20 protein-coding genes and 2 pseudogenes are annotated in these 18,083 nt (G+C 43.4%); 4 read left to right on the forward strand and 18 right to left on the reverse strand.

The features are described from left to right. Nucleotides 1–11: 11 nt before the first annotated feature. Nucleotides 12–542, forward strand: coding sequence for a type II secretion system protein (locus ACGEDC_RS09745; protein ID WP_394497924.1), 531 nt, complete (start codon nucleotides 12–14; stop codon nucleotides 540–542). A gap of 14 nt (nucleotides 543–556) precedes the next feature. Here ACGEDC_RS09745 and ACGEDC_RS09750 read toward each other — a convergent pair whose 3' ends face one another. Together ACGEDC_RS09750 and ACGEDC_RS09755 are read right to left on the reverse strand one after the other, a co-directional pair. Continuing rightward, entirely contained in the window at nucleotides 557–1,675 is a 1,119-nt protein-coding gene (locus ACGEDC_RS09750) for an aminotransferase class V-fold PLP-dependent enzyme (protein WP_394498304.1), read from the reverse strand. Between the two features lie 14 nt (nucleotides 1,676–1,689). After that, the gene (locus ACGEDC_RS09755) at nucleotides 1,690–2,868 is read right to left on the reverse strand and encodes a PrnB family protein (RefSeq protein WP_394497926.1); all 1,179 of its coding nucleotides are present in this window, start codon (nucleotides 2,866–2,868) and stop codon (nucleotides 1,690–1,692) included. Between the two features lie 172 nt (nucleotides 2,869–3,040). On the opposite strand from ACGEDC_RS09755, the gene ACGEDC_RS09760 reads away from it, so the two are divergent. The 3 genes from ACGEDC_RS09760 (at nucleotide 3,041) to ACGEDC_RS09770 (ending at nucleotide 4,615) form a co-directional block, all read left to right on the forward strand. Then, the gene (locus ACGEDC_RS09760) at nucleotides 3,041–3,493 is read left to right on the forward strand and encodes an Lrp/AsnC family transcriptional regulator (protein ID WP_055025342.1); all 453 of its coding nucleotides are present in this window, start codon (nucleotides 3,041–3,043) and stop codon (nucleotides 3,491–3,493) included. Nucleotides 3,494–3,671: 178 nt separating this feature from the next. Continuing rightward, nucleotides 3,672–4,334, forward strand: a complete 663-nt coding sequence (locus tag ACGEDC_RS09765) for a hypothetical protein (protein ID WP_394497929.1) — start codon at nucleotides 3,672–3,674, stop codon at nucleotides 4,332–4,334. Nucleotides 4,335–4,459: 125 nt separating this feature from the next. Further along, a complete protein-coding gene (locus ACGEDC_RS09770) occupies nucleotides 4,460–4,615 on the forward strand; it encodes a hypothetical protein (RefSeq protein ID WP_394497931.1) in 156 nt (51 codons plus the stop codon). Between the two features lie 8 nt (nucleotides 4,616–4,623). On the opposite strand, the gene ACGEDC_RS09775 is transcribed toward ACGEDC_RS09770, so the two are convergent. The 16 genes and pseudogenes from ACGEDC_RS09775 to ACGEDC_RS09850 form a co-directional block, all read right to left on the reverse strand. Beyond that, nucleotides 4,624–4,905: a hypothetical protein gene (locus ACGEDC_RS09775; protein ID WP_055025340.1), complete on the reverse strand. Its 282-nt coding sequence runs from the start codon at nucleotides 4,903–4,905 to the stop codon at nucleotides 4,624–4,626. A gap of 56 nt (nucleotides 4,906–4,961) precedes the next feature. Then, on the reverse strand, nucleotides 4,962–5,387 hold the full coding sequence (locus tag ACGEDC_RS09780) for a hypothetical protein (RefSeq protein ID WP_055025339.1): 426 nt from the start codon (nucleotides 5,385–5,387) through the stop codon (nucleotides 4,962–4,964). Then, a complete protein-coding gene (locus ACGEDC_RS09785) occupies nucleotides 5,387–6,388 on the reverse strand; it encodes a flagellar motor protein MotB (protein WP_192021911.1) in 1,002 nt (333 codons plus the stop codon). The genes ACGEDC_RS09780 and ACGEDC_RS09785 overlap by 1 nt, the downstream gene beginning before the upstream one ends. After that, a complete protein-coding gene (gene motA / locus ACGEDC_RS09790; RefSeq protein WP_065110153.1) occupies nucleotides 6,388–7,245 on the reverse strand; it encodes a flagellar motor stator protein MotA in 858 nt (285 codons plus the stop codon). Before motA ends, ACGEDC_RS09785 begins: the two co-directional genes overlap by 1 nt. A 15-nt stretch (nucleotides 7,246–7,260) precedes the next feature. Beyond that, a complete protein-coding gene (locus tag ACGEDC_RS09795; RefSeq protein ID WP_055025336.1) occupies nucleotides 7,261–7,983 on the reverse strand; it encodes an RNA polymerase sigma factor FliA in 723 nt (240 codons plus the stop codon). 13 nt (nucleotides 7,984–7,996) lie between these two features. Further along, complete coding sequence (locus tag ACGEDC_RS09800) at nucleotides 7,997–8,455, reverse strand: flagellar basal body-associated FliL family protein (protein ID WP_055025335.1); 459 nt, start codon at nucleotides 8,453–8,455, stop codon at nucleotides 7,997–7,999. Between the two features lie 15 nt (nucleotides 8,456–8,470). Further along, entirely contained in the window at nucleotides 8,471–9,625 is a 1,155-nt protein-coding gene (locus ACGEDC_RS09805) for a flagellar hook-length control protein FliK (RefSeq protein WP_394497936.1), read from the reverse strand. After that, a complete protein-coding gene (locus tag ACGEDC_RS09810) occupies nucleotides 9,615–9,941 on the reverse strand; it encodes a hypothetical protein (protein WP_065110149.1) in 327 nt (108 codons plus the stop codon). Before ACGEDC_RS09810 ends, ACGEDC_RS09805 begins: the two co-directional genes overlap by 11 nt. After that, complete coding sequence (gene fliS, locus ACGEDC_RS09815) at nucleotides 9,910–10,290, reverse strand: flagellar export chaperone FliS (protein WP_055025332.1); 381 nt, start codon at nucleotides 10,288–10,290, stop codon at nucleotides 9,910–9,912. Before fliS ends, ACGEDC_RS09810 begins: the two co-directional genes overlap by 32 nt. 16 nt (nucleotides 10,291–10,306) lie before the next feature. Then, nucleotides 10,307–11,664: pseudogene (gene fliD / locus ACGEDC_RS09820) on the reverse strand (flagellar filament capping protein FliD). A 357-nt stretch (nucleotides 11,665–12,021) separates the two neighbouring features. After that, entirely contained in the window at nucleotides 12,022–12,819 is a 798-nt protein-coding gene (locus ACGEDC_RS09825) for a flagellin (protein WP_065110147.1), read from the reverse strand. Between the two features lie 253 nt (nucleotides 12,820–13,072). Continuing rightward, on the reverse strand, nucleotides 13,073–14,104 hold the full coding sequence (locus ACGEDC_RS09830) for a hypothetical protein (protein WP_394497939.1): 1,032 nt from the start codon (nucleotides 14,102–14,104) through the stop codon (nucleotides 13,073–13,075). Nucleotides 14,105–14,121: 17 nt separating this feature from the next. Then, nucleotides 14,122–15,039, reverse strand: coding sequence for a flagellar hook-associated protein FlgL (flgL, locus tag ACGEDC_RS09835; RefSeq protein ID WP_394497941.1), 918 nt, complete (start codon nucleotides 15,037–15,039; stop codon nucleotides 14,122–14,124). A 16-nt stretch (nucleotides 15,040–15,055) separates the two neighbouring features. Then, the gene (gene flgK / locus ACGEDC_RS09840) at nucleotides 15,056–16,423 is read right to left on the reverse strand and encodes a flagellar hook-associated protein FlgK (protein WP_055025318.1); all 1,368 of its coding nucleotides are present in this window, start codon (nucleotides 16,421–16,423) and stop codon (nucleotides 15,056–15,058) included. A 58-nt stretch (nucleotides 16,424–16,481) separates the two neighbouring features. Further along, nucleotides 16,482–16,958 (reverse strand): rod-binding protein, encoded by a 477-nt coding sequence (locus tag ACGEDC_RS09845; RefSeq protein WP_394497944.1) that lies wholly within the window; start codon nucleotides 16,956–16,958, stop codon nucleotides 16,482–16,484. Continuing rightward, nucleotides 16,958–18,066 (reverse strand): annotated as a pseudogene (locus ACGEDC_RS09850) (flagellar basal body P-ring protein FlgI). The gene ACGEDC_RS09845 and the pseudogene ACGEDC_RS09850 overlap by 1 nt, the downstream one beginning before the upstream one ends. Between the last annotated feature and the right edge of the window lie 17 nt (nucleotides 18,067–18,083).

The raw sequence follows: 18,083 nt of genomic DNA on the forward strand, positions 1-18,083 counted from the left end.
TTGGAGGGGATATGCGTAGTCTCTATATACCTTATAAGTCTCAGCAAATGGCTTGTTTTTCTGCACGTGAGCAAGGGTTTAGTTTAATTGAGCTTGTCGTCGTGATTATTGTTTTAGGCATTTTATCTGTCATTGCTGCGCCGAAATTCATTGACTTAAAACAAGATGCTTACGCAGGTCAAATGCAAGGCGTGTCAGGTGCCATTGGTAGTGCTAAAGAGCTCGTTCACTCAGCGTGTGTTATCAGTCGAGATTGTGACTCAACTGCGCCAGCAAGTGGCAGCAATACTATTGTAGTTGAAGGCGAACGAATAAGTTTAGCTTATGGTTATCCAAGAAACACTGAAGCGGGTATAGCGCGAGCAATAAATATTGTTGATGGAGATGACTTTGAACTGACCCGCTACAATATTGGTGGCCGAAGTGGCTTACGTATCAGGCCTGCTGCAGATTACTCAGTGAATGACTGTGAAATTCGTTACTCAGAGCCTCAAACTGCCATCGAAACCCCACTAATTGAGAGGGATCTTGCTGGCTGTTAGTTTACTGGTTTTGTTTAGTACTCTGCTTGGATTCGATCAATAAAAGTGTGGATGTCATCAGCATCAGTATAAATATGTGGTGACACTCGCATTCCCATATTACGTACATCAACGCTGATATTATGGTTTTTAAGCATTGTCATAATATGTTGTTGTCGCGCTCCAAAATCTAAAATGACTGTTGCGCTTTGGCGTGAAGCATCTCGCGGTGATACCGTAAAGTCAGCAAGGGCCTTAGTGAGTTTTTGGATCATTTGTTGATTGTGCTGGCGCAAATGTTCAATGCCGATACGGTGGAAATATTGCAGACTATTTGTCGCAATAGCGTATGGCGCAATCGAAGGCGTTCCTCCCCAAAACCGCAGTGCACTCGGGTGATAGCTAAAGTGATGGATATCAAACTCGAAAGGGTTTTCATGGGAAAACCAGCCGACATCTTGCGGGCGACAATTTTCTAATTGCCACGGGTTAATCCATAAGTAAGCAGCGCCCGGGCCTGAGCATAGCCACTTAACACAAGAGCCAATCATAAAATCTGGGTTCAGTTCGCTTAGGTTAATGGGAATGATCCCAGCTGACTGAGCGACGTCAATTAAACTCAGGCAACCTTGCAGCTTTGCGTGGTTAATTATATGGCGAATTGGTGCCTGTTGACCGGTATTAGAATAAACATGGCTAATAAAAACTAAGTCTACATCCTCGTTGATGTGCGACTGCCACACGGCTTCATTGGTGATATCTAGCTGTTTAGGAATAAAACGAATTTCACAGTCTGGTAATGCTTTTTTTATTGCAAATCCCATACTCGGAAAGTCAATTTCACTCATTAAAATGACGCTATTACGACGTTGCAATCGAGGAATGGACATCACTAGCTTAGTGAGTCCACTTGACAAGTTTACCTGGGGGCAAAACGCATCGGCTTGGTGATGAAATAGTCTTGCTAGGGCGTGTTGAAAATCGGTTATTATTGCAAGCCATTGCTGCCAAGGCTCAATATTGCTTTGTTGCCACGGCGCCCAGAACGCTTCCCCGAAGGCTTGTTGGGCACTAATAAGCGGCCTGCCCACCGAATGGCTGAGCAAATATGTGCCATCGGCTAAACAAAAGTCCTGTTTCAACGTGTCGCTCATGCTTTGTGATTGATTCATTTTAAGCTGGCCTGTAATGTTTTTATATCGTCAAAACGAGTGTGAATATCATCACGTTTGTTTGCTGCACGGCGGTCTCGAAGCTTCTCTAGCGCTGCAATCAATACTGGCAATGGCGGACCACTGGCGGTGACTTTTGCCATATGTTGTTGTGCCATGTCGGTAGATGGCTGGCTAATATACTTACTTACAAGTTGGTCGTGATGCTGAATGGCGCCTTGGCCATGACGTTGGCACACCACAAGAAATTGTTGCAGATTTTTTTGATACCAAGCTTGTTGACTGGCTGAACGTTGAAGTAAGAAGTCATCCATGATGCTTTGACGGCGCATACAGTCACGTAAAATCCGCTGATCCTCAGGCATCATGTATAAAAATTTATCGACTAAAAGTTGAGAGTAAGATTGGTCGTTGGCAGCACATAGCCCTAGCTGTAAATCAATCACATTGATACCGGCAAAGTCACCCGCATTGGCGCCACGATAAACCTGTGAACCTACTCGATAGGGTTTGTAATAAGGTCTAACACAGTAGAAAAATCGGTCTGCATCTAATTTATTGAATAAGCGGCTATTTGAATCTATAACTTCAGATAATGCCTGTTCTGCGACGGTTAATAGGTCGAAGCAAATCGGGTGGGAAATACCTAAAGGTTGGATTTTTAGTAGGGCATCAGCTGCCCGTTTATATGCCAAAATCCCTTTGGTGTTGTAGTCGACAAATATCTGCTCGTCTTCGAGGCTGGTAAAGCGTTTATATGTGCCATTAACAGCACGGTTGTGGGTGGTTAAATGTGCGGTTGCGAATCTGGGCGTGACACCAATAGAGGCGCCAATATGCATCGCTAATGCCGATGCTTGTTTTAGAGGTGAGTGGGTTTCTCTGGAGGGCTCAGTAATTTCATGGCGACGACAAGCTGCCATAAATAATCCCACATTACCGAGCAAATCGAAGGCACTGTCAAATCCTTGATCGGTATTGCCTTCCTCCAATAAATGACTGATTAAGTCATTGCCTTGAGTGAGTAACACTTGTTTTATGTCATCGCCAATACCTTCGACATTGTTTTTATCAGCTTGCTCAAAATAGGCCTGCTCAAGCTGATCATTTAACGCCACAAATCGATGACGGATCCATTCATCAAAAGCTTGGGTATGGCGGGTCGGTGTTTTCATCGATGACACTCTTATGCTGGTATAGGTTTAATGTAATGGGATCTAGGCTAGCATTATGCCGTGGGGAAATTCACCAAATTGAGTGGCTAAAAATTCATCTTTGCGCAGGAATTAACTCAAAAATGTGATAATTTGAGTGAAATTCACTCATTTTTAAGCTGGGTTACTCACGATGGACAAAAAGGATCGACAATTACTCAATGTGCTACAGCATCAAGGTCGTATTGCGATATCCGAGTTAGCTAACCAACTAAATATGTCAGACACTCCCTGTTTACGGCGAGTGAAAAAACTCGAACAGCAGGGCGTCATTATTGGGTATGGTGCCCACTTAGAACCTAAAAAGTTGGATTTAAATGTCGTGGTATACGCTTTTATTCGATTAAAAGAAAATTCTGATAATTCGGCGCGCTTGTTTGAGTCTACTGTTGCTCAATTGCCACAAGTTATGGCGTGTTCTGTGGTGACAGGAGCACATGATTACCTATTAAAAATTGTGGCAGCCGATTTATTGAGTTATGAGCAATTTGTGAAGTCAGCTTTAGGGAGCATTGATTGCGTTGCTGGGATTGAATCGACTGTGGTGCTTAAACAAAACTTCAGTCGTACTGTGTTACCCATCTAACCTTTGATAAGGCTGTAAAACATAGGATGAAATTAAGAGATTGCAGTCTTAAGTTGATGTAATACAGTTAGTTTATACGATAGGCTAGGTGCAATATTGCCTCTGGGTTTTTAGTGAACACTCAATATCATTTACTAGGTGGTTGCAAATGATAGATGTTGTTGGAAATGGACTTTGAATGAAAAGCGTTAACTTTGCTTGGCTTATTTTAATAGCATTATTGCTTATGAGTGGATCTATTCAGGCTAATGTATTTAATACTCAAATTAGTATCCAATGTAATCATTGTCGTACAGATGCCGATTTTCACCATGCGGCGCTTAATGCTTTACAAGATAGAGAGCAAAAACAGATTGATGTTGTCAACTTTAGTCACTTTGAGGTGCGACGTTTTGATGTCAAAAAGCTTGAAGTGGAAGTATGTAGTGATTACCGCCGCTCGGCAACAAAGGGGTATTGTGAGCTCTCCGATTACTCCACGATAAAGCGCCTGACATTGCCACACATTGTGCGTGAGCAATACATTGTATTGGCGGAATATCTACTACAACACGATTTCTTTAGCCCGTTTAATATTCAGGTTGACCCAAACCTAGTCGCTTCAGCTTGGACCTTGTTACAAGATAAATACCAAGCACAGGTCGTTAAAATGTGGCAGCAAGATGCCTCATTTACGTCACTTTATCAGCGCTGGCAGGCCGGTAAATTCATGACGAATCAAATGGGGTTTACCTTTAAGCATCTGTCGCCCAATATGGTGTTTCATTTTGCTGATCAATCTCGGTTTGATGCGATTATTGATACACAGGCGATAAATGCGACAGGGGGGATGAAGCTGTAATTACCGCTGCTGAGGTTACCCGCTTAGGTGTTGATAATATACTTAATGTTGAGTTTACCTATTTAAATGATAGGCATGCTAACCACCTAGATGCCACACAGGCTGAGCCATTAGATGATGGTGACTTGTGGTCCTTTCGCTCTGTCGATGATGCAGACTTTATTGCGATGAAACAAAAAGCAGCGCAATTGAGTTTACAGATTTTACAGCAAGATACTGCCACAGGTATTAAGGTTAATTTATCAGCCTGTAAAGCAGACCCTCGACCTTGTAATCAATAACGAACGATTTAAAAAATAAAGAATAACAACAATAAAAATGACAGTAAGCCGCCACAAATCACTGGATAAATAATATAGCCGTCCGTGGTGCGTTTAGCTCTTTTGGTACATAGCTTACCGAGAATTAAATTAAAACCCAGAAGCAAAGCTAAGGTTAATAGCCCTTGGCGAAAAGTCATTTTACTGATTGTTGAGGTCGTATAAATCAGTAAAAACCATTCCAACAATATTAGATAAAGAAAGAGCTTTTGTAAGCCATCAGGTCCTTTTCTTCTATCTCTGGCGCGCATAATTCTCTCCCTATCGTTTACGACAGAAACATTAGTGATTCAGTGGTTTACGGTTATTACGCTTTGGCGTTATTGATATACACCAAGAGTTTGTTGATGTCGTCTGGCTTTGATTTCCACTTGCCGCCAATAAAGTTTAATCTTTGGTTAATTGGATACTGTCTCATAATGGTAAATTCAAATAAGGATTGCTCCACTTCGAGCCAAATCGATTGATTTAGCTCAAGCTGAAGAGGAGTGATTAATCCTACTCCGCCTAAGCTAATATCTTTGATATTGGCAATCCCTAACTCTTGAGTGATAAACCAGATTTTTTGATGTAACTTTACGCTGATCCCATCGCAAGCTTGTGCGAGCTCTTCATTGGACTCTCTTAGACTGTGTCTAATATGATCTCGGTTATCTGTAACAACAGGTGCAGTGGTCTCCTCGCGTTGCTCTCGTTCAATAAATTCCGTCACCTGCTCTTGATCTGTATTCATTAGTTTGGATACCGTGTTCTTGGCATGTTTTGTTCGGCAGCTTTGATTGCTGAATCAACTTTAAGATTAATATCTTGATTATCTTTACTGTGGCGGCTTTGTAGCCCTGTCATCATCCTCAGGCTCTCTTCGGCCTCTTGGGTTAATACCAGTAGCTCAATGCGCCTGTTTGCCGCCGCTGCAGGTTCGTCTGGAACATAAGGCGACTGATCTGCCATACCTGTTACTTGTACGACTTGCTTATAGTCAACACCACCGGCCTCAAGAATACGTCTAGCAAGTAATGCACGTTGGCTCGACAGTTCCCAATTGGTGAATGTACTACCGGCAAATGGCAATGAGTCGGTATGGCCAGAAATACTCAAACCGTTATTGATTTGCCCTAGTAGTTCACCCAAAGCCAGTAGTAAATCTTCAAAGTAAGGTTGGATAGTGGCACTGCCACGGGTAAACATGAATTGCTCAACATTGTCGTGAACAAGAATTCGAATCCCTTGAGGCACTATTTGTAAGTTCACATTGGCGCTCATATCGACATTGGCAATAATCTTGTCTATTTCGCGCGCCAACAACTCTAATTGTGCTTGGGTTTCAAACTCACCAGGTAAGATTGAGTTCAACTCATTACCTTTGCCTGACGGAGAGCTTTGTTCACCTAGAGCGTGACGCTTATCGATAGCGATATCATTCTTACCTTGTCCTGCTGACGGCACGATAGAGGTTTCGATACTCATGCCGCCTTCTAAATCGATAATGGACGATGAGTTGCTTAAATCAAACGGGTTTATTGGGCCCGATGAGAACATGTCGCCTTTGAGGTATTGCACGATTAAGGTGCGTTCTCGTTGATCGGCCACTTGCATGATCCACAACACCATAAACAATGCCATCATGGCCAAGGTAAAGTCGGCAAAGGCCACCTTCCAAGCACCGCCATGAGCGGCATGTTTTTTCTTACGCTTTTTCCGGCTAATGATCACCGGTTCGGGTTGAATTGCCATTAGCCACGTTGCTCCTCAATCCAGCGTTCAAGCTCAATAAATGAAGGACGGTTTTCTGATTGAATCTGTTTGCGACCGGCATCAAGTGCGAGCATCGGAGGTTTGCCTTTAGCAAAGGCGGTGAGCGCCGCCGCAACACAACGCAGTTGTGCACTTTTACGATCGACTAAATGTTCAAGAGATTTCGATAATGGGTCAAAAAAGCAATAACAGGCGAAAATACCAATAAAGGTACCGACCAGCGCGGCAGCGACTTTGACGCCAATCATGGTAATTGGACCGTCAATATTAGACATGGTAATGATAATGCCCATTACTGCGGCTAAGATACCAAACCCTGGCATGGCTTCAGCTATTTTGGCTAAAGCATGAGAAGGCCTAAGACTGTCGTCTTCAATCCGTTCAATCTCCTCAGCTAGCATATGTTCTAGATCGTGAGGTGACAGCTTACCAATCGACTGTAAGCGCAAGTTGTCGATGAGGAATTGCAGTACTTGAGGGTGTTCAAGCACTGCTGGGTACATTAAGAAAAGGGAACTTTCGTTGGGCTTATCGATATGTTCATCAAGAACTTTTAGCCCTTGAGATTGGATTTGGCTCATTAGCATACCCATTAAACCAAACAACTGCGGGTATAGCTCTGGATCTTCTTTTTCGGTTGAGAAAACAGATTTGACTTGCTCAACCATTTCATCGAGAACGGCGCGGGGAGAGGCGATAACTAATGCGCCTAAACCAGCGCCAAAGATAATTAGGATTTCAGCAGGTTGCCATAATGAGGTTAGGCTGCCCCCTGCCCATACATATCCACCAAATACTGAAAAAATAATGATCGATATCCCAATTAACTTGCTCATATTTCCTGCCTGGTATTATCGCTCCCACTGTTGATATATTTGCTGAAGATTCGCAATAGCCTGTTTATGTAGTTGGCATATTCGTGTTTCAGTTAAACCAAGAGTCGCAGCGATTTCTTTTAAATTAAGTTCATGTTGATAGTAAAGCGACAGGATTACTTGCTCTCTTTTGTTTAATTTCGAAATTGCTTTAAATAATGTGTCTTTATTGGTTATTTGCTCAATAAAGCAACTCTTATCCTTAAAGTTAACCCCTTCGGTTAATAACTCATCAAGACTCTTCATTGACTCTGATTGAGTCGCAAATAAGCGATCACGGTACTGTTCTTTATTGAGCCCTAAGGACTTAGCCACTTCGACATCAGTTGGTTCACGGCCAAGTTCTCTGATGAGCTTTCTGACCGTATCATTGAGTTCATGTGCTTGTTGTCTTACTGGACGAGGGCGCCAGTCTTGGCGGCGCAATTCATCTAAAATAGCGCCGCGGATCCGTTGCCCAGCAAAAGAAATAAACCCATTGTCATATTCACCCGGATAACGTCTTGCTGACTCAAGTAAAGCCATCATGCCTATTTGTTCCATGTCCTCTATGGCCAAAGCTGCACCGCAATGGGTTCTAAGGTGAGACACTGACTTCTTAACTAACGGCAAGTATTGCTGCATAACCTGCGCTTCAGATAAGCGGTGGACATGCTTCTCTTCAAAAGCTTCTTGATAAGCGAGTTGACCGGATTGCATATGACAGCCCCTTTTATTGAATAACCATTCTGGTAAATAAAACGTCGTCTAATTCAATGGAAAAATTGTTTTCAGTTAGCACCGTTGCCAATAACACTTGCGCTTCGGTTTGCAGTAATTCCAGTTGGTGGCTGGCATGAAGTTCTTCATATTCTTTTTGGGAAAACATTTTCATCAGTGCATTTTTTATCAGTGGATCAGCATCTCGAATGATGTTGGCAGCATCATCAGATCGGCTTTTTAATGCCATCTCTAATAACAAATAGTGCGAGGTGTCTTTACCCGGCACCGAGAATATGAATTTTTCGAGCGGGTAAAATTGCGCCACCTTAGGCGCGGGTTCAAAGGCGGTGAAAGGCTCACCGAACAACTCTGGTGACTTCCAACCTACCCAGAATATCCCTGCAGACCAGGCAAGAAATACCATAGTTAATCCGCTTAATTTCCCGATTTTTTTGCTACCTATAGCCATTGTGTTTTTCCTTTGTTAAGCGAGTAAATCAACTTGTTCAGGCTTTAATGAGTCTGATTGAGTGAGTGAGCTAACGTCTTGTTGTTCATGTTGTTGATTCGCTTCTTCTGAAATGAATTGCTGCGCTATTGCGTCACGCGATGTGTGTTGCTGCTCTGATGAGGTGTCCGACATTTCAAAATCAATTTGACCACCATGTTCCATTTCTAAATCATGACGCAGTCTCTCTAACCCCATTTGTAGGGCATCACGTACGCTATTGTTGGCTGCGTGCATTTGAATATGTAGCCGATCACCATCAAGGCGAATATTGAGCTCTACTTTGCCAAGTTCAGGTGGGTCTAAACGCAATTCAGCAGATTTAATTTGCTGATCAATTTGAAACCTGAGCTGATCTCGAAGCGGAGATAGCAGCTCGTTTGACTGTTGTAACATGGGCGCAGATTGAGACACTGAAACAGGGCCCCACTGGCTCGTTGCTTGTGTTTTAGCTGCGGTTTGACTGAGTTGGTTAATGACTTGGTTAATATTATCTAACTCTGTGCTTACCCCGTCAGTCACTGGCGGTGTTATTGCCGCTGCTGGAGCCATATTGAGGTGCATTTCCATCGCAGGCTGCATGCTTTGTGGTGCCAAGGAGGTTGTTACCGATGTCGGCTGTTGACCATTGGGCAAGCCAGAGGCTAATTGATTAACCTGGGCTTGTGATGGCGCTGACGACTGGCTAACTTGCTGGTTTAGTAAAGCTAAAAAGTCACGTAATTCAGGGCTAATTGATGATGGAGAATTCGTGCTATTTTGCATTAACGAAAGTTCGCTTAAAACTGACTTAACTTGCTCTGAAGCCTGAGATAATGCCGCTGGATTTTTACTATCAAATTCATTTGTTAATGCCGATAACGCCCCTGCAAGATAGGGGTTTTGCTTTATCTCACTGATAAGGTGGGCAGGGATGTGGCTTATCGCACTATTTTGTACAGTCACATTTTCTTGAGGCAATGTGACGACGTTTTTATCTGGTGAGACAAGGGATGATGGCAAAGGCATCACAAATCCCATATCGCCTTGAGATTCATGCTCAAAATCTGATTGTGTCTCACTTGAAATACTAAAAGGTTGCGATGATGAATGACTCGCCATCGCAGATAAATTGGACACATTAGTTATCATAAATTTCACCGCAAAGACTGGTTAGCTTATAAGCTGAGATACCGTCTTTTGTTGCTTGGAACTGCTTCATCTCTTTATTCAGCAAGTCTTTTTCTGCTGTAGCCTGAGCAATCACCAATTGATGGGTTTTTGAAAGGGATTGGCGAGCCAATAATTGCTGCTGAGTTTTGGGCTTACCCTGAACGGTAAGCGCCATCATCATTAGCTCATTAACTTTTTCTACCTTCTTCCAGTCTTTTGCTTTGGCATATTTAATCAGTGCAGCTTCAAATTGCTGCCACTGATTAGTTGAGGTTGGCCCAGCCGGCTCTGACATCTGTAATTACCTTAATGACGGGGGTAAGCTCCGTGACGCTGTTTTCAACACTAGCGGTCACTAATTGACGACTGCAGTAGTCGTAGAGGCGGTTTAGTGTGATAGCGACTTCACCACCATTCTCTAAATCCAACATCGAATCCAAACCATGAACAATGTTGAGACACTTGTTGACACTTTTCCCTTTATCTTCATAGCTTTGTCGCTCCATGTATCCACTGGTACGCTCAATTTCTTCCAGTAAACCGTCCAACAACATACGCACCATTTCATGGGGATTAGCTGAGGCGACTCTGGCGTCTAGTGTGGTTTGCTTGTAAGCATTAAAAGGATCGTATTCGTTCAACATTGTTCATTTTTCCTAATTAAAATAGGCCACTAGCCGTATTTAACTTGTTAATGGTGTTTTCCATTGCAGTAAACTGAGTGAGTAAAATTTGGTACCGTTGACTCATGTGGTTGTCATGACGAGACATGTTGTCTTCGATTTGTTCCACTTGAGAATCAAGGTTTTTCTGCTTTAAATCGATATAGCCATTGTTTTTAGTAAATGGGTCGATGATTGAATCGATACGATCAATGTAACCACCGTCAGCGGTAAACATTTCCTTGATCGCCTCTGAGTCACTGCTAATGGCTTGAGAGAGCTTTTCATCGTCGACAGACAGCTTGCCATCACGACCCATTTCAATGCCGATATCAGAGAGGCGCATGCCATTGGGTGCTTCATCGAAAATGGCATTACGAACACTGTTTTGCAGCATACGCAGGCTTGAATCGCCTTTTAAAATACCGATCTGATCTTCGCCGACTGATGAGTTTTCATCATCATCATCGTCTTCATCGTCATCATCTTTGTCTTTGTCGCCATTAATATCATCTAAAACCGAGCTCCCCATTGAGCGGGTGAGTTGGTTTAGTTGCGTCATTAATTCATTGAAAGAATCAACAAAATCATTAACGGCTTTTTCGGTGCCTTCGGTATCGTTACCTATGGTAATCGTGGCGCTTTCACCGACGTTATGGGCTTTTTCAGCTCGATATTGACGCCATCAATGACGTTATCGAGGTAATTGCTGCTACTGGTGATATCAATGCCATTAAGGGTAAACTCGGCATCTTGGGCTTTAATTCTTTCTTGAGTGCCCCAGTCTGTGCCATTCATCTCCATGGTGACTGTGCTGTCTTTTCCGGTTTCATCAGATGTCAGCATCAATTCAACTTGACCACCTGTTCTGACTAAAGAAGCTGTGACACCAGGGTTGTCAGGATGCTTGTTGATTGCATCACGTAAGTCACTTACCGTTGCGTTACCTGAAGCGTTAAGCTCGGCCATATCAATGTCGATGCTATTGCCACCGACATCGATGCTGACCACACCAGTGGTTGGTAGAATTTCATCTTCACTTGTGAAGGATTTAGTGATTTGATGCGCTTGAGCCAGTTGCTTAACATATAAATCGTAAACGCCAGCAGGTGCATCACTGTCTACTGTGATGGTGGCACTGTCATCGCTAATTTCAGACGTTTTACCTTCGAAGGCATCACCGTTTAAGTTTTCCAGATTACTGGTCATCTTGTTTAAGGTGCGTTCTAAAATTTTATAAGCATCAATTTGTGCTTTGCTGTTATCTAAGTTGTTTTTAAATAAAGCATCTTTACTCATTCGTTCTGCAGCAACTAATTGCTCGGCAAATGAGGCGGCACTCATACCTGAAATCATGGCAACTCCTATTGGCTAACTGACTTGAATGGCAATCTTTATGCCAATGGTTAAGTTATTGTTTAATAGTTATTTATTGGTTTTTCGATTTTTTTGTCGGTTAAGCAACTTCCGTTTTGTGCAGCACAATGGAAGCTGAGCTTCCGTTTGATCTACCGAGTGTCGAAAAAGGGTTTGTAACAGTGATTAAAGGCGACAGGGATAATGAGTGGCTGAAGTGCAATAAACATTTATTATCAATAAAATTAGATGCTTGCAGTGACTAGTAAGGCTTGAGTTGATAACAATGAAAGACGTACTGAATAAAAACAGAAAAAGGGCCAAGCGGCCCTTTTTATCAAGGTTATTAACGCGATATTAGCGTAATAGACCCATAACTAAGCCAGTGTTTTGGTTAGCGTTAGAAAGTACAGTAGTACCTGCTTGAACTAATAACTGGTTTTTAGTCATGTTAGCTGATTCAACGGCGAAATCTGCATCCATGATACGGCCTGCAGCTGCTTTAGTGTTTTCAGTAACGTTAGTTAGGTTAGACGCTGTGTGGCCTAAACGGTTGATGTTAGCACCAAGCGTTGAACGCTCAACACCAATAGCATCGATGAAGTCATCAACGTTATCGATTGCTGCGTTAGCTGCAGTTTCTAGATCATCAGTTAGACCAGCTAATGCAGATGCACCTAAAGTTACGTTTAATACTTCGTTTGAACCTGCACCGATTTGGAAATCAATATCGTCTAAAGCAGTGAATAGGTTGTTACCTGAGTATTCAGTGTCACCGATAATACGGTCAACTTCAGCACTTAATTCAGCAAATTCGTCGTTTAGAGCAGTTAAGTCTTCAGCTGAGTTCACGCCGTTAGCTGCTTGTGTAGCAAGCTCTTTTTGACGCATTGCGATAGTTGTTAGCTCTTCAAGTGCACCATCAGCAGTTTGTAGCATAGATGTCGCATCATTCACGTTACGGCTAGCTTGCTCCATGCCTGTTACGTTTGCATTTAAGCGAGTCGCAATTTGTAGACCAGCAGCATCATCAGCAGAGCTGTTGATACGAAGACCTGTTGATAAACGCTCCATAGCGTTGGTCATTAGATCGTTACTTTTAGTCACTGAGTTTTGAGCAATGTTCGAAGCAGTATTAGTATGAACAGATAACATAATGTTTTCCTATAGTTTAAAGTTTTGGTCTCACAATTAATTAAAACGACACAGGAAAACGAAACTGAATCGGAGTGATAAAAAAATACTAAAATTTTGTTCAAATGAGGGAGTAAAACAGAATCTTGTAGCTTGGTATAAATCCCAAAGCCCATCAAATATAGGGCGTGAGGGATGTGTGTTGAGACTCGAAGTGAATTACAACAAGGGACTTTTCACGAATAAAACCTCATTATCGTGAGAAACAATGTATTTATGGCTTACTTTTTAATAGTGATGACACATGGTCACGGCTGACATTAGCTTGCGCCATTAAGGACGTCACCTGGGCATAAAAAGGTGTAGGCTGCATCAGTTCTTTGAGTTTAGCCATGTTGTTATCAAGGTTGCCATGAAGTTGTTCTTGGTAGTTTGTTCGCTTTAATTGCTGCTGCACTTTTTGTTTGCTGCTGCGTAACTCCATCAACTGTTGAGTCACTTTTTGCTGAGTTTTAGCAATTTTAGCCTGTGTTTGTTTAATGTCCTCGGGCTTATCGAAGCGCCACTCTTTTGGATCTTGCCAAGATAATATCTCTACCACTTTTACTGTGCGAGCTTCGCCAGCTGGCAGGCGTTGTCCTTGGCCTGACATCAGTAAACCCGCTTGTATCTGTTGCCATTCACTATGTTCACTGCTGAGCATAGCTGAATCTCGTGCAGGTGCTTGTACCGTTATCCCAATGTCTTTTAAAGCATGAGTCAGTTGCTTGGCTAAGTACTGGCTATTTTGATGCGCGGGTAATAACGCACTTGCCGCTTGATTCCCATATTGTACGGTAATGCGTTCATCACGGGTTTTTACCCCAATTAAATCAACCGACTTGAGCTGAAAGAAATGCTTAGCTGCTGGGCGCTGGCTATTGATTAAATTCAGTTGGTGATCAATTAACGGTTGCTTTTGATAACTGATATCGAGCGCTGCTAATTGTTGTTGGAGTTGCTTTGCGGTATCAGATTGTTGTTCTGACAGGCCATGTTGCAAAGAGGCATTACTGAGAGGAACTTGCAGTTTTTTGAGTAATTGCGACACCTTTAATAAGCCTTGTTCAGCCACTTGATTGGCTGAAATAGCATGCTGGCCTTGAGTGACTTTCGCCCACTTTTGGTAGCTTGCTAATCTGTGGGTTGGAATCGAAGGCGCAGGTTTGGCTGTCGCTGGCTGTGAACTTGGCACAGCGGTAGGTGCTGGCGCAACCGTTTGGTTGCGCTGCAATACATTGAGACTCTCGGAAATACCTTTAAGCATGGATTTGGTTAACTAACTTACATGTGGTTAAACAATGATAACTGACTTACCTGCACAAAAGACTGTTGCGTCACCTGTAATGTGGTCAACTTCAAATTAAACTCAGCTGTGGCTTGAGCATAATCTAGGCCTTCGGTTTCACCGATAACTTCTTCGCTGAATAAAATGCGCTCTGTGTGAGTTGTTTGCATCAAACTAAGGGCATTTTGTTTACCACCAATATCAGTAATAGCGCCGCTAATGCTTGCTAAAGAATCATCTAATGCCGCTAACATATCTTCAGCTGCTTGGGTAAAAACATCATCGCCAGGACTTAAATCTGGGTCATTCAGTACATCGATAAATTGCTTGGTTTGATTCAGGATATCAGTGCCGCCTGATGAGAATAAAAATTCTTGAGCAGTCACGTTACCTGTCATCCAAGCTGAGCCGGATATCTGTACTTCTCGGTGGCCATCATCGCCCTGATAAAAGTAGTTACCATCAGCATCAATACCGATAGGAGCTGTCCCTGTCTCGTTACCTGAAAACAGGTAGTTTCCGCCGTCATCTTTTGCATTAACCACATCCACAAATGACTCTAATAATTCACTTAGCTCGGCAGCGTAAGCGGCTCTATCTTCAGGAGATAGCGCACCGTTATTGGCACCGATGGTGATTTCGCGCATCCGCATTTGCAGGTTAGTCATGCTCGAAAGGTAGGTTTCAGAGCGATCTAAACTGGTACTAAGTGATTCAGTGTTTTGTAAGTATTGCGATGTAGACGCTAAATCTCGCTGTGTTGTGATGACCTTAGCCATGCCAATAGGATCATCTGAAGGACGCAAAATGGACTTACCTGTGGCCATTTGCTGATTCACTCTAGCCACATCACTGGTGAGGTTTTGCATGCTTTGTAGGTTTTGGCTGTACATATTCATCATGCTAACGCGCATTGCAGAATTCCTTCAGTTAGATAGACATTAAAAGCGTTTGGAACAATTGATCAGCGGTAGAGATGACCTTGGCATTGGCTTGATAAGATTGTTGATAAATAATCAGATTCACCCCTTCTTCATCCATGCTGACGCCACTGGTACTCGCCCATTGTGATTGCGCTTCCATTTGCAGTTTTAATGCAGTGTCCTGGGCCATTTGCGCTTGGCGAGAGGCTGAGCCGAGTTGACCGACTTTACTGGCATAAACATCACCCATAGTGGTCGTGACACCCATAGACTCGAACGTAAACTCGGTATTGGCGAGTTCTAATATGTCTTTTAAGTTGTCGTTATCACCGGGTGTACCATCCTTACCAAATGCCAGCATTTCAGCGGTAAAGCCGTCACTGATTTTGATGGTGCCCGCAGGGTTACTCGGGTCGTAAGTGAATAAATCCAGGGTCGGCTTTTCGCCGTTAAGGTCCGTACCTTCGCGCAATACTGCATTAAACTCGTCAGCGACGGTTTGTGCGAGTTCGTTAATAAACGCCATTGACTCAGCTAAGCTGGTATCACGGTAATCGAGTAATGCTCCAAAGCTCCCTCCGGCGGTTTCATCAATCGGAAAACTGGAGTTACCAAACTGGATACTGACCTTAGATAATTGTGGGTTATCAGGATCTGGCTGAGTTGATAGCGTTGAAGACTGAGTGCCAGAAACCAACGGCTGTCCTTGAGCCAATGAGATGTTCTTCATCCCTTGAGAATCTTCAACGACGCGGATATCAACAATCACGGCTAAGTCATCAATCGCAGCATCGCGCGCATCAAGTAACGACAGCGGTGGGTTACTTCCTGATGATTGGATTTCTGCATTAAAGCTGGCAATCGTCTCAAGCAAAGCATTGATTTCTTTAGTTGAGGCGTTAATTTGTCCTTCGACCTGCTTGAGCTGTGAGTCGATACCGTCACTGATAGAATTGAATCTTTGGGTCAAGGCACGAGATTCATTTAATACACTCTGACGATGGGCAATTTCATTGGGTTGCTCCATAGCTGAGTTGAGCGAAGCGAACAATAAATCTAAACCTGCGGAAATGTTATTGCCCTCAGAACCAAATATTTGCTCGGCTTGAGTGTAATAACTGGCTTGAACACTGGTAAAGCCGACATCACTGGTGGTTTTCCACAGTTGCGCCACTTCATACTGATCTGAAATACGACGAACACCGTCAACCATGACCCCCATACCGCTACCGTAAGCACTGCTGCCTACAGAACTCATCAATACAGATTGGCGTGAATAGCCTGGTACCATTGCATTGGCAATGTTATTTGATGTGGCATTGAGTGCTGCCATACTGGCATTAATGCCTGACATCCCAATATTGAGCATGCTCATATCTAATCCTCATGTCACAGCGTCGAACCCTGTCGATATTGCGAATTGTTCGCCGCTGTTATTTGTTCGGTTTGGCCATTAGTGGAATATTTAACGCTGGCTGCATGGCTGTTGTGTTCACAGTCATCACTGAACTTTGTTCAGTTTTTGCAGGTATTTGCGCGCTGGTATTCTCAACTTGAGTGACGTGTTCAGTATGGTTATTAGAAGCGACACTATCAGGAGCCGACTGAAGCCCAGCGGACAATTGTTTTGTCATTACGCTAGCAAGGCCAGTGCTTTGTAGCTGACTTAATCGACCCGCCAATTCAGCATCATGCCAGTCTCGGTACATGCCATCATTTTGAGATGATAATGGACTGTCTTTATCGGCCATGACATCAGATGCCGAGCGCATTTGTTTGAGCACTGTCTGTAAAAATTGGGCTTCAAATTGCTGGCTCACCAGCTCTAAAGCACCATGTTCACCATTGGCTTCGATTAAGTCTTTTGCATTGAGGTTATTCAGATAACCGTGGTTATTATCTAATTTCATTAAATCACCACTAATTCAGCTTCTAATGCGCCAGCTTCATTAAGCGCTTGCAGGATTGCCATTAAGTCCATTGGTGAGGCGCCTAAGCTATTGACTGCTCTTACAACATCATTGAGTGCAATGCCTTCTGGCCACACAAACATATGCCCATCGCCTGTATCAATATCTATATCACTATCACTACCAACCACAGTTTGACCTTGCCCTTGGCCTATAAACGGCGCATTGGGCTGGCTGACAAATTCCTGCTCTACAATCGACACGACTAAGTTACCGTGGCTTACTGCTGCTTTTCTAACAACGACATTGCCACCCATCACTACTGTGCCTGTACGGCTGTTAAACACTACGCGGGGGATTTTCGCCCTTGTTCAATTTGCAGCTCTTCAAGGATAGACATAAAGGTCACACGCTCACGATTTGATTCAGGCGCACGAACTAAAACCTTAGCGCTGCTATCGGCTTCTGCTACATCAGGGCCAAATAACTCATTCACAGCTCGCTCAATATTGCGGGCAGTTTTAAAACTGGGGTCGCGCAAGTTAAGGACAATGTGTTCGGTTTCGTTAAAGTTACTGTGGATCTCTGCCTCTAGCAGCGCACCGTTAGGAATTGCCCCTACGGTCGGGGTATTAATCGTCAAAGACGTACCGTTACGACCTTGAGCTGAAATGCCGCCAACGACCAAGTTACCTTGTGCCACGGCATATACTTCGCCATCGACAGCACGTAGCGGGGTCATCAGTAAGCTGCCGCCACGTAAACTTTTTGCATCACCCAAAGATGACACGGTCACATCAATGGTTTGGCCCGCACTTGCCAGTGGCGGAATGGTGGCATGTACAGCGACTGCTGCGACATTTTTCAATTTAGGGTCGGTTCTATCATCAATTTGCACGCCAAACTGCTTGAGCATATTAACGATAGATTGGCTGGTAAAGCGCACTTGGTTACGGTCACCGGTGCCATCGAGCCCCACAACTAAACCGTATCCTACGAGTTGGTTATCACGGATACCTTGCACATCAACAATATCCATCAAATAACGATTTTGAATGGCTTGTTCTGTTTGCGGTGCAGCAGTGGTTTGAAATGACAAAATAGTCATTAACACGCTCGCAAAAA

The organism is Shewanella sp. ENK2 (assembly GCF_043568515.1).
Lineage (GTDB): Bacteria > Pseudomonadota > Gammaproteobacteria > Enterobacterales > Shewanellaceae > Shewanella > Shewanella japonica.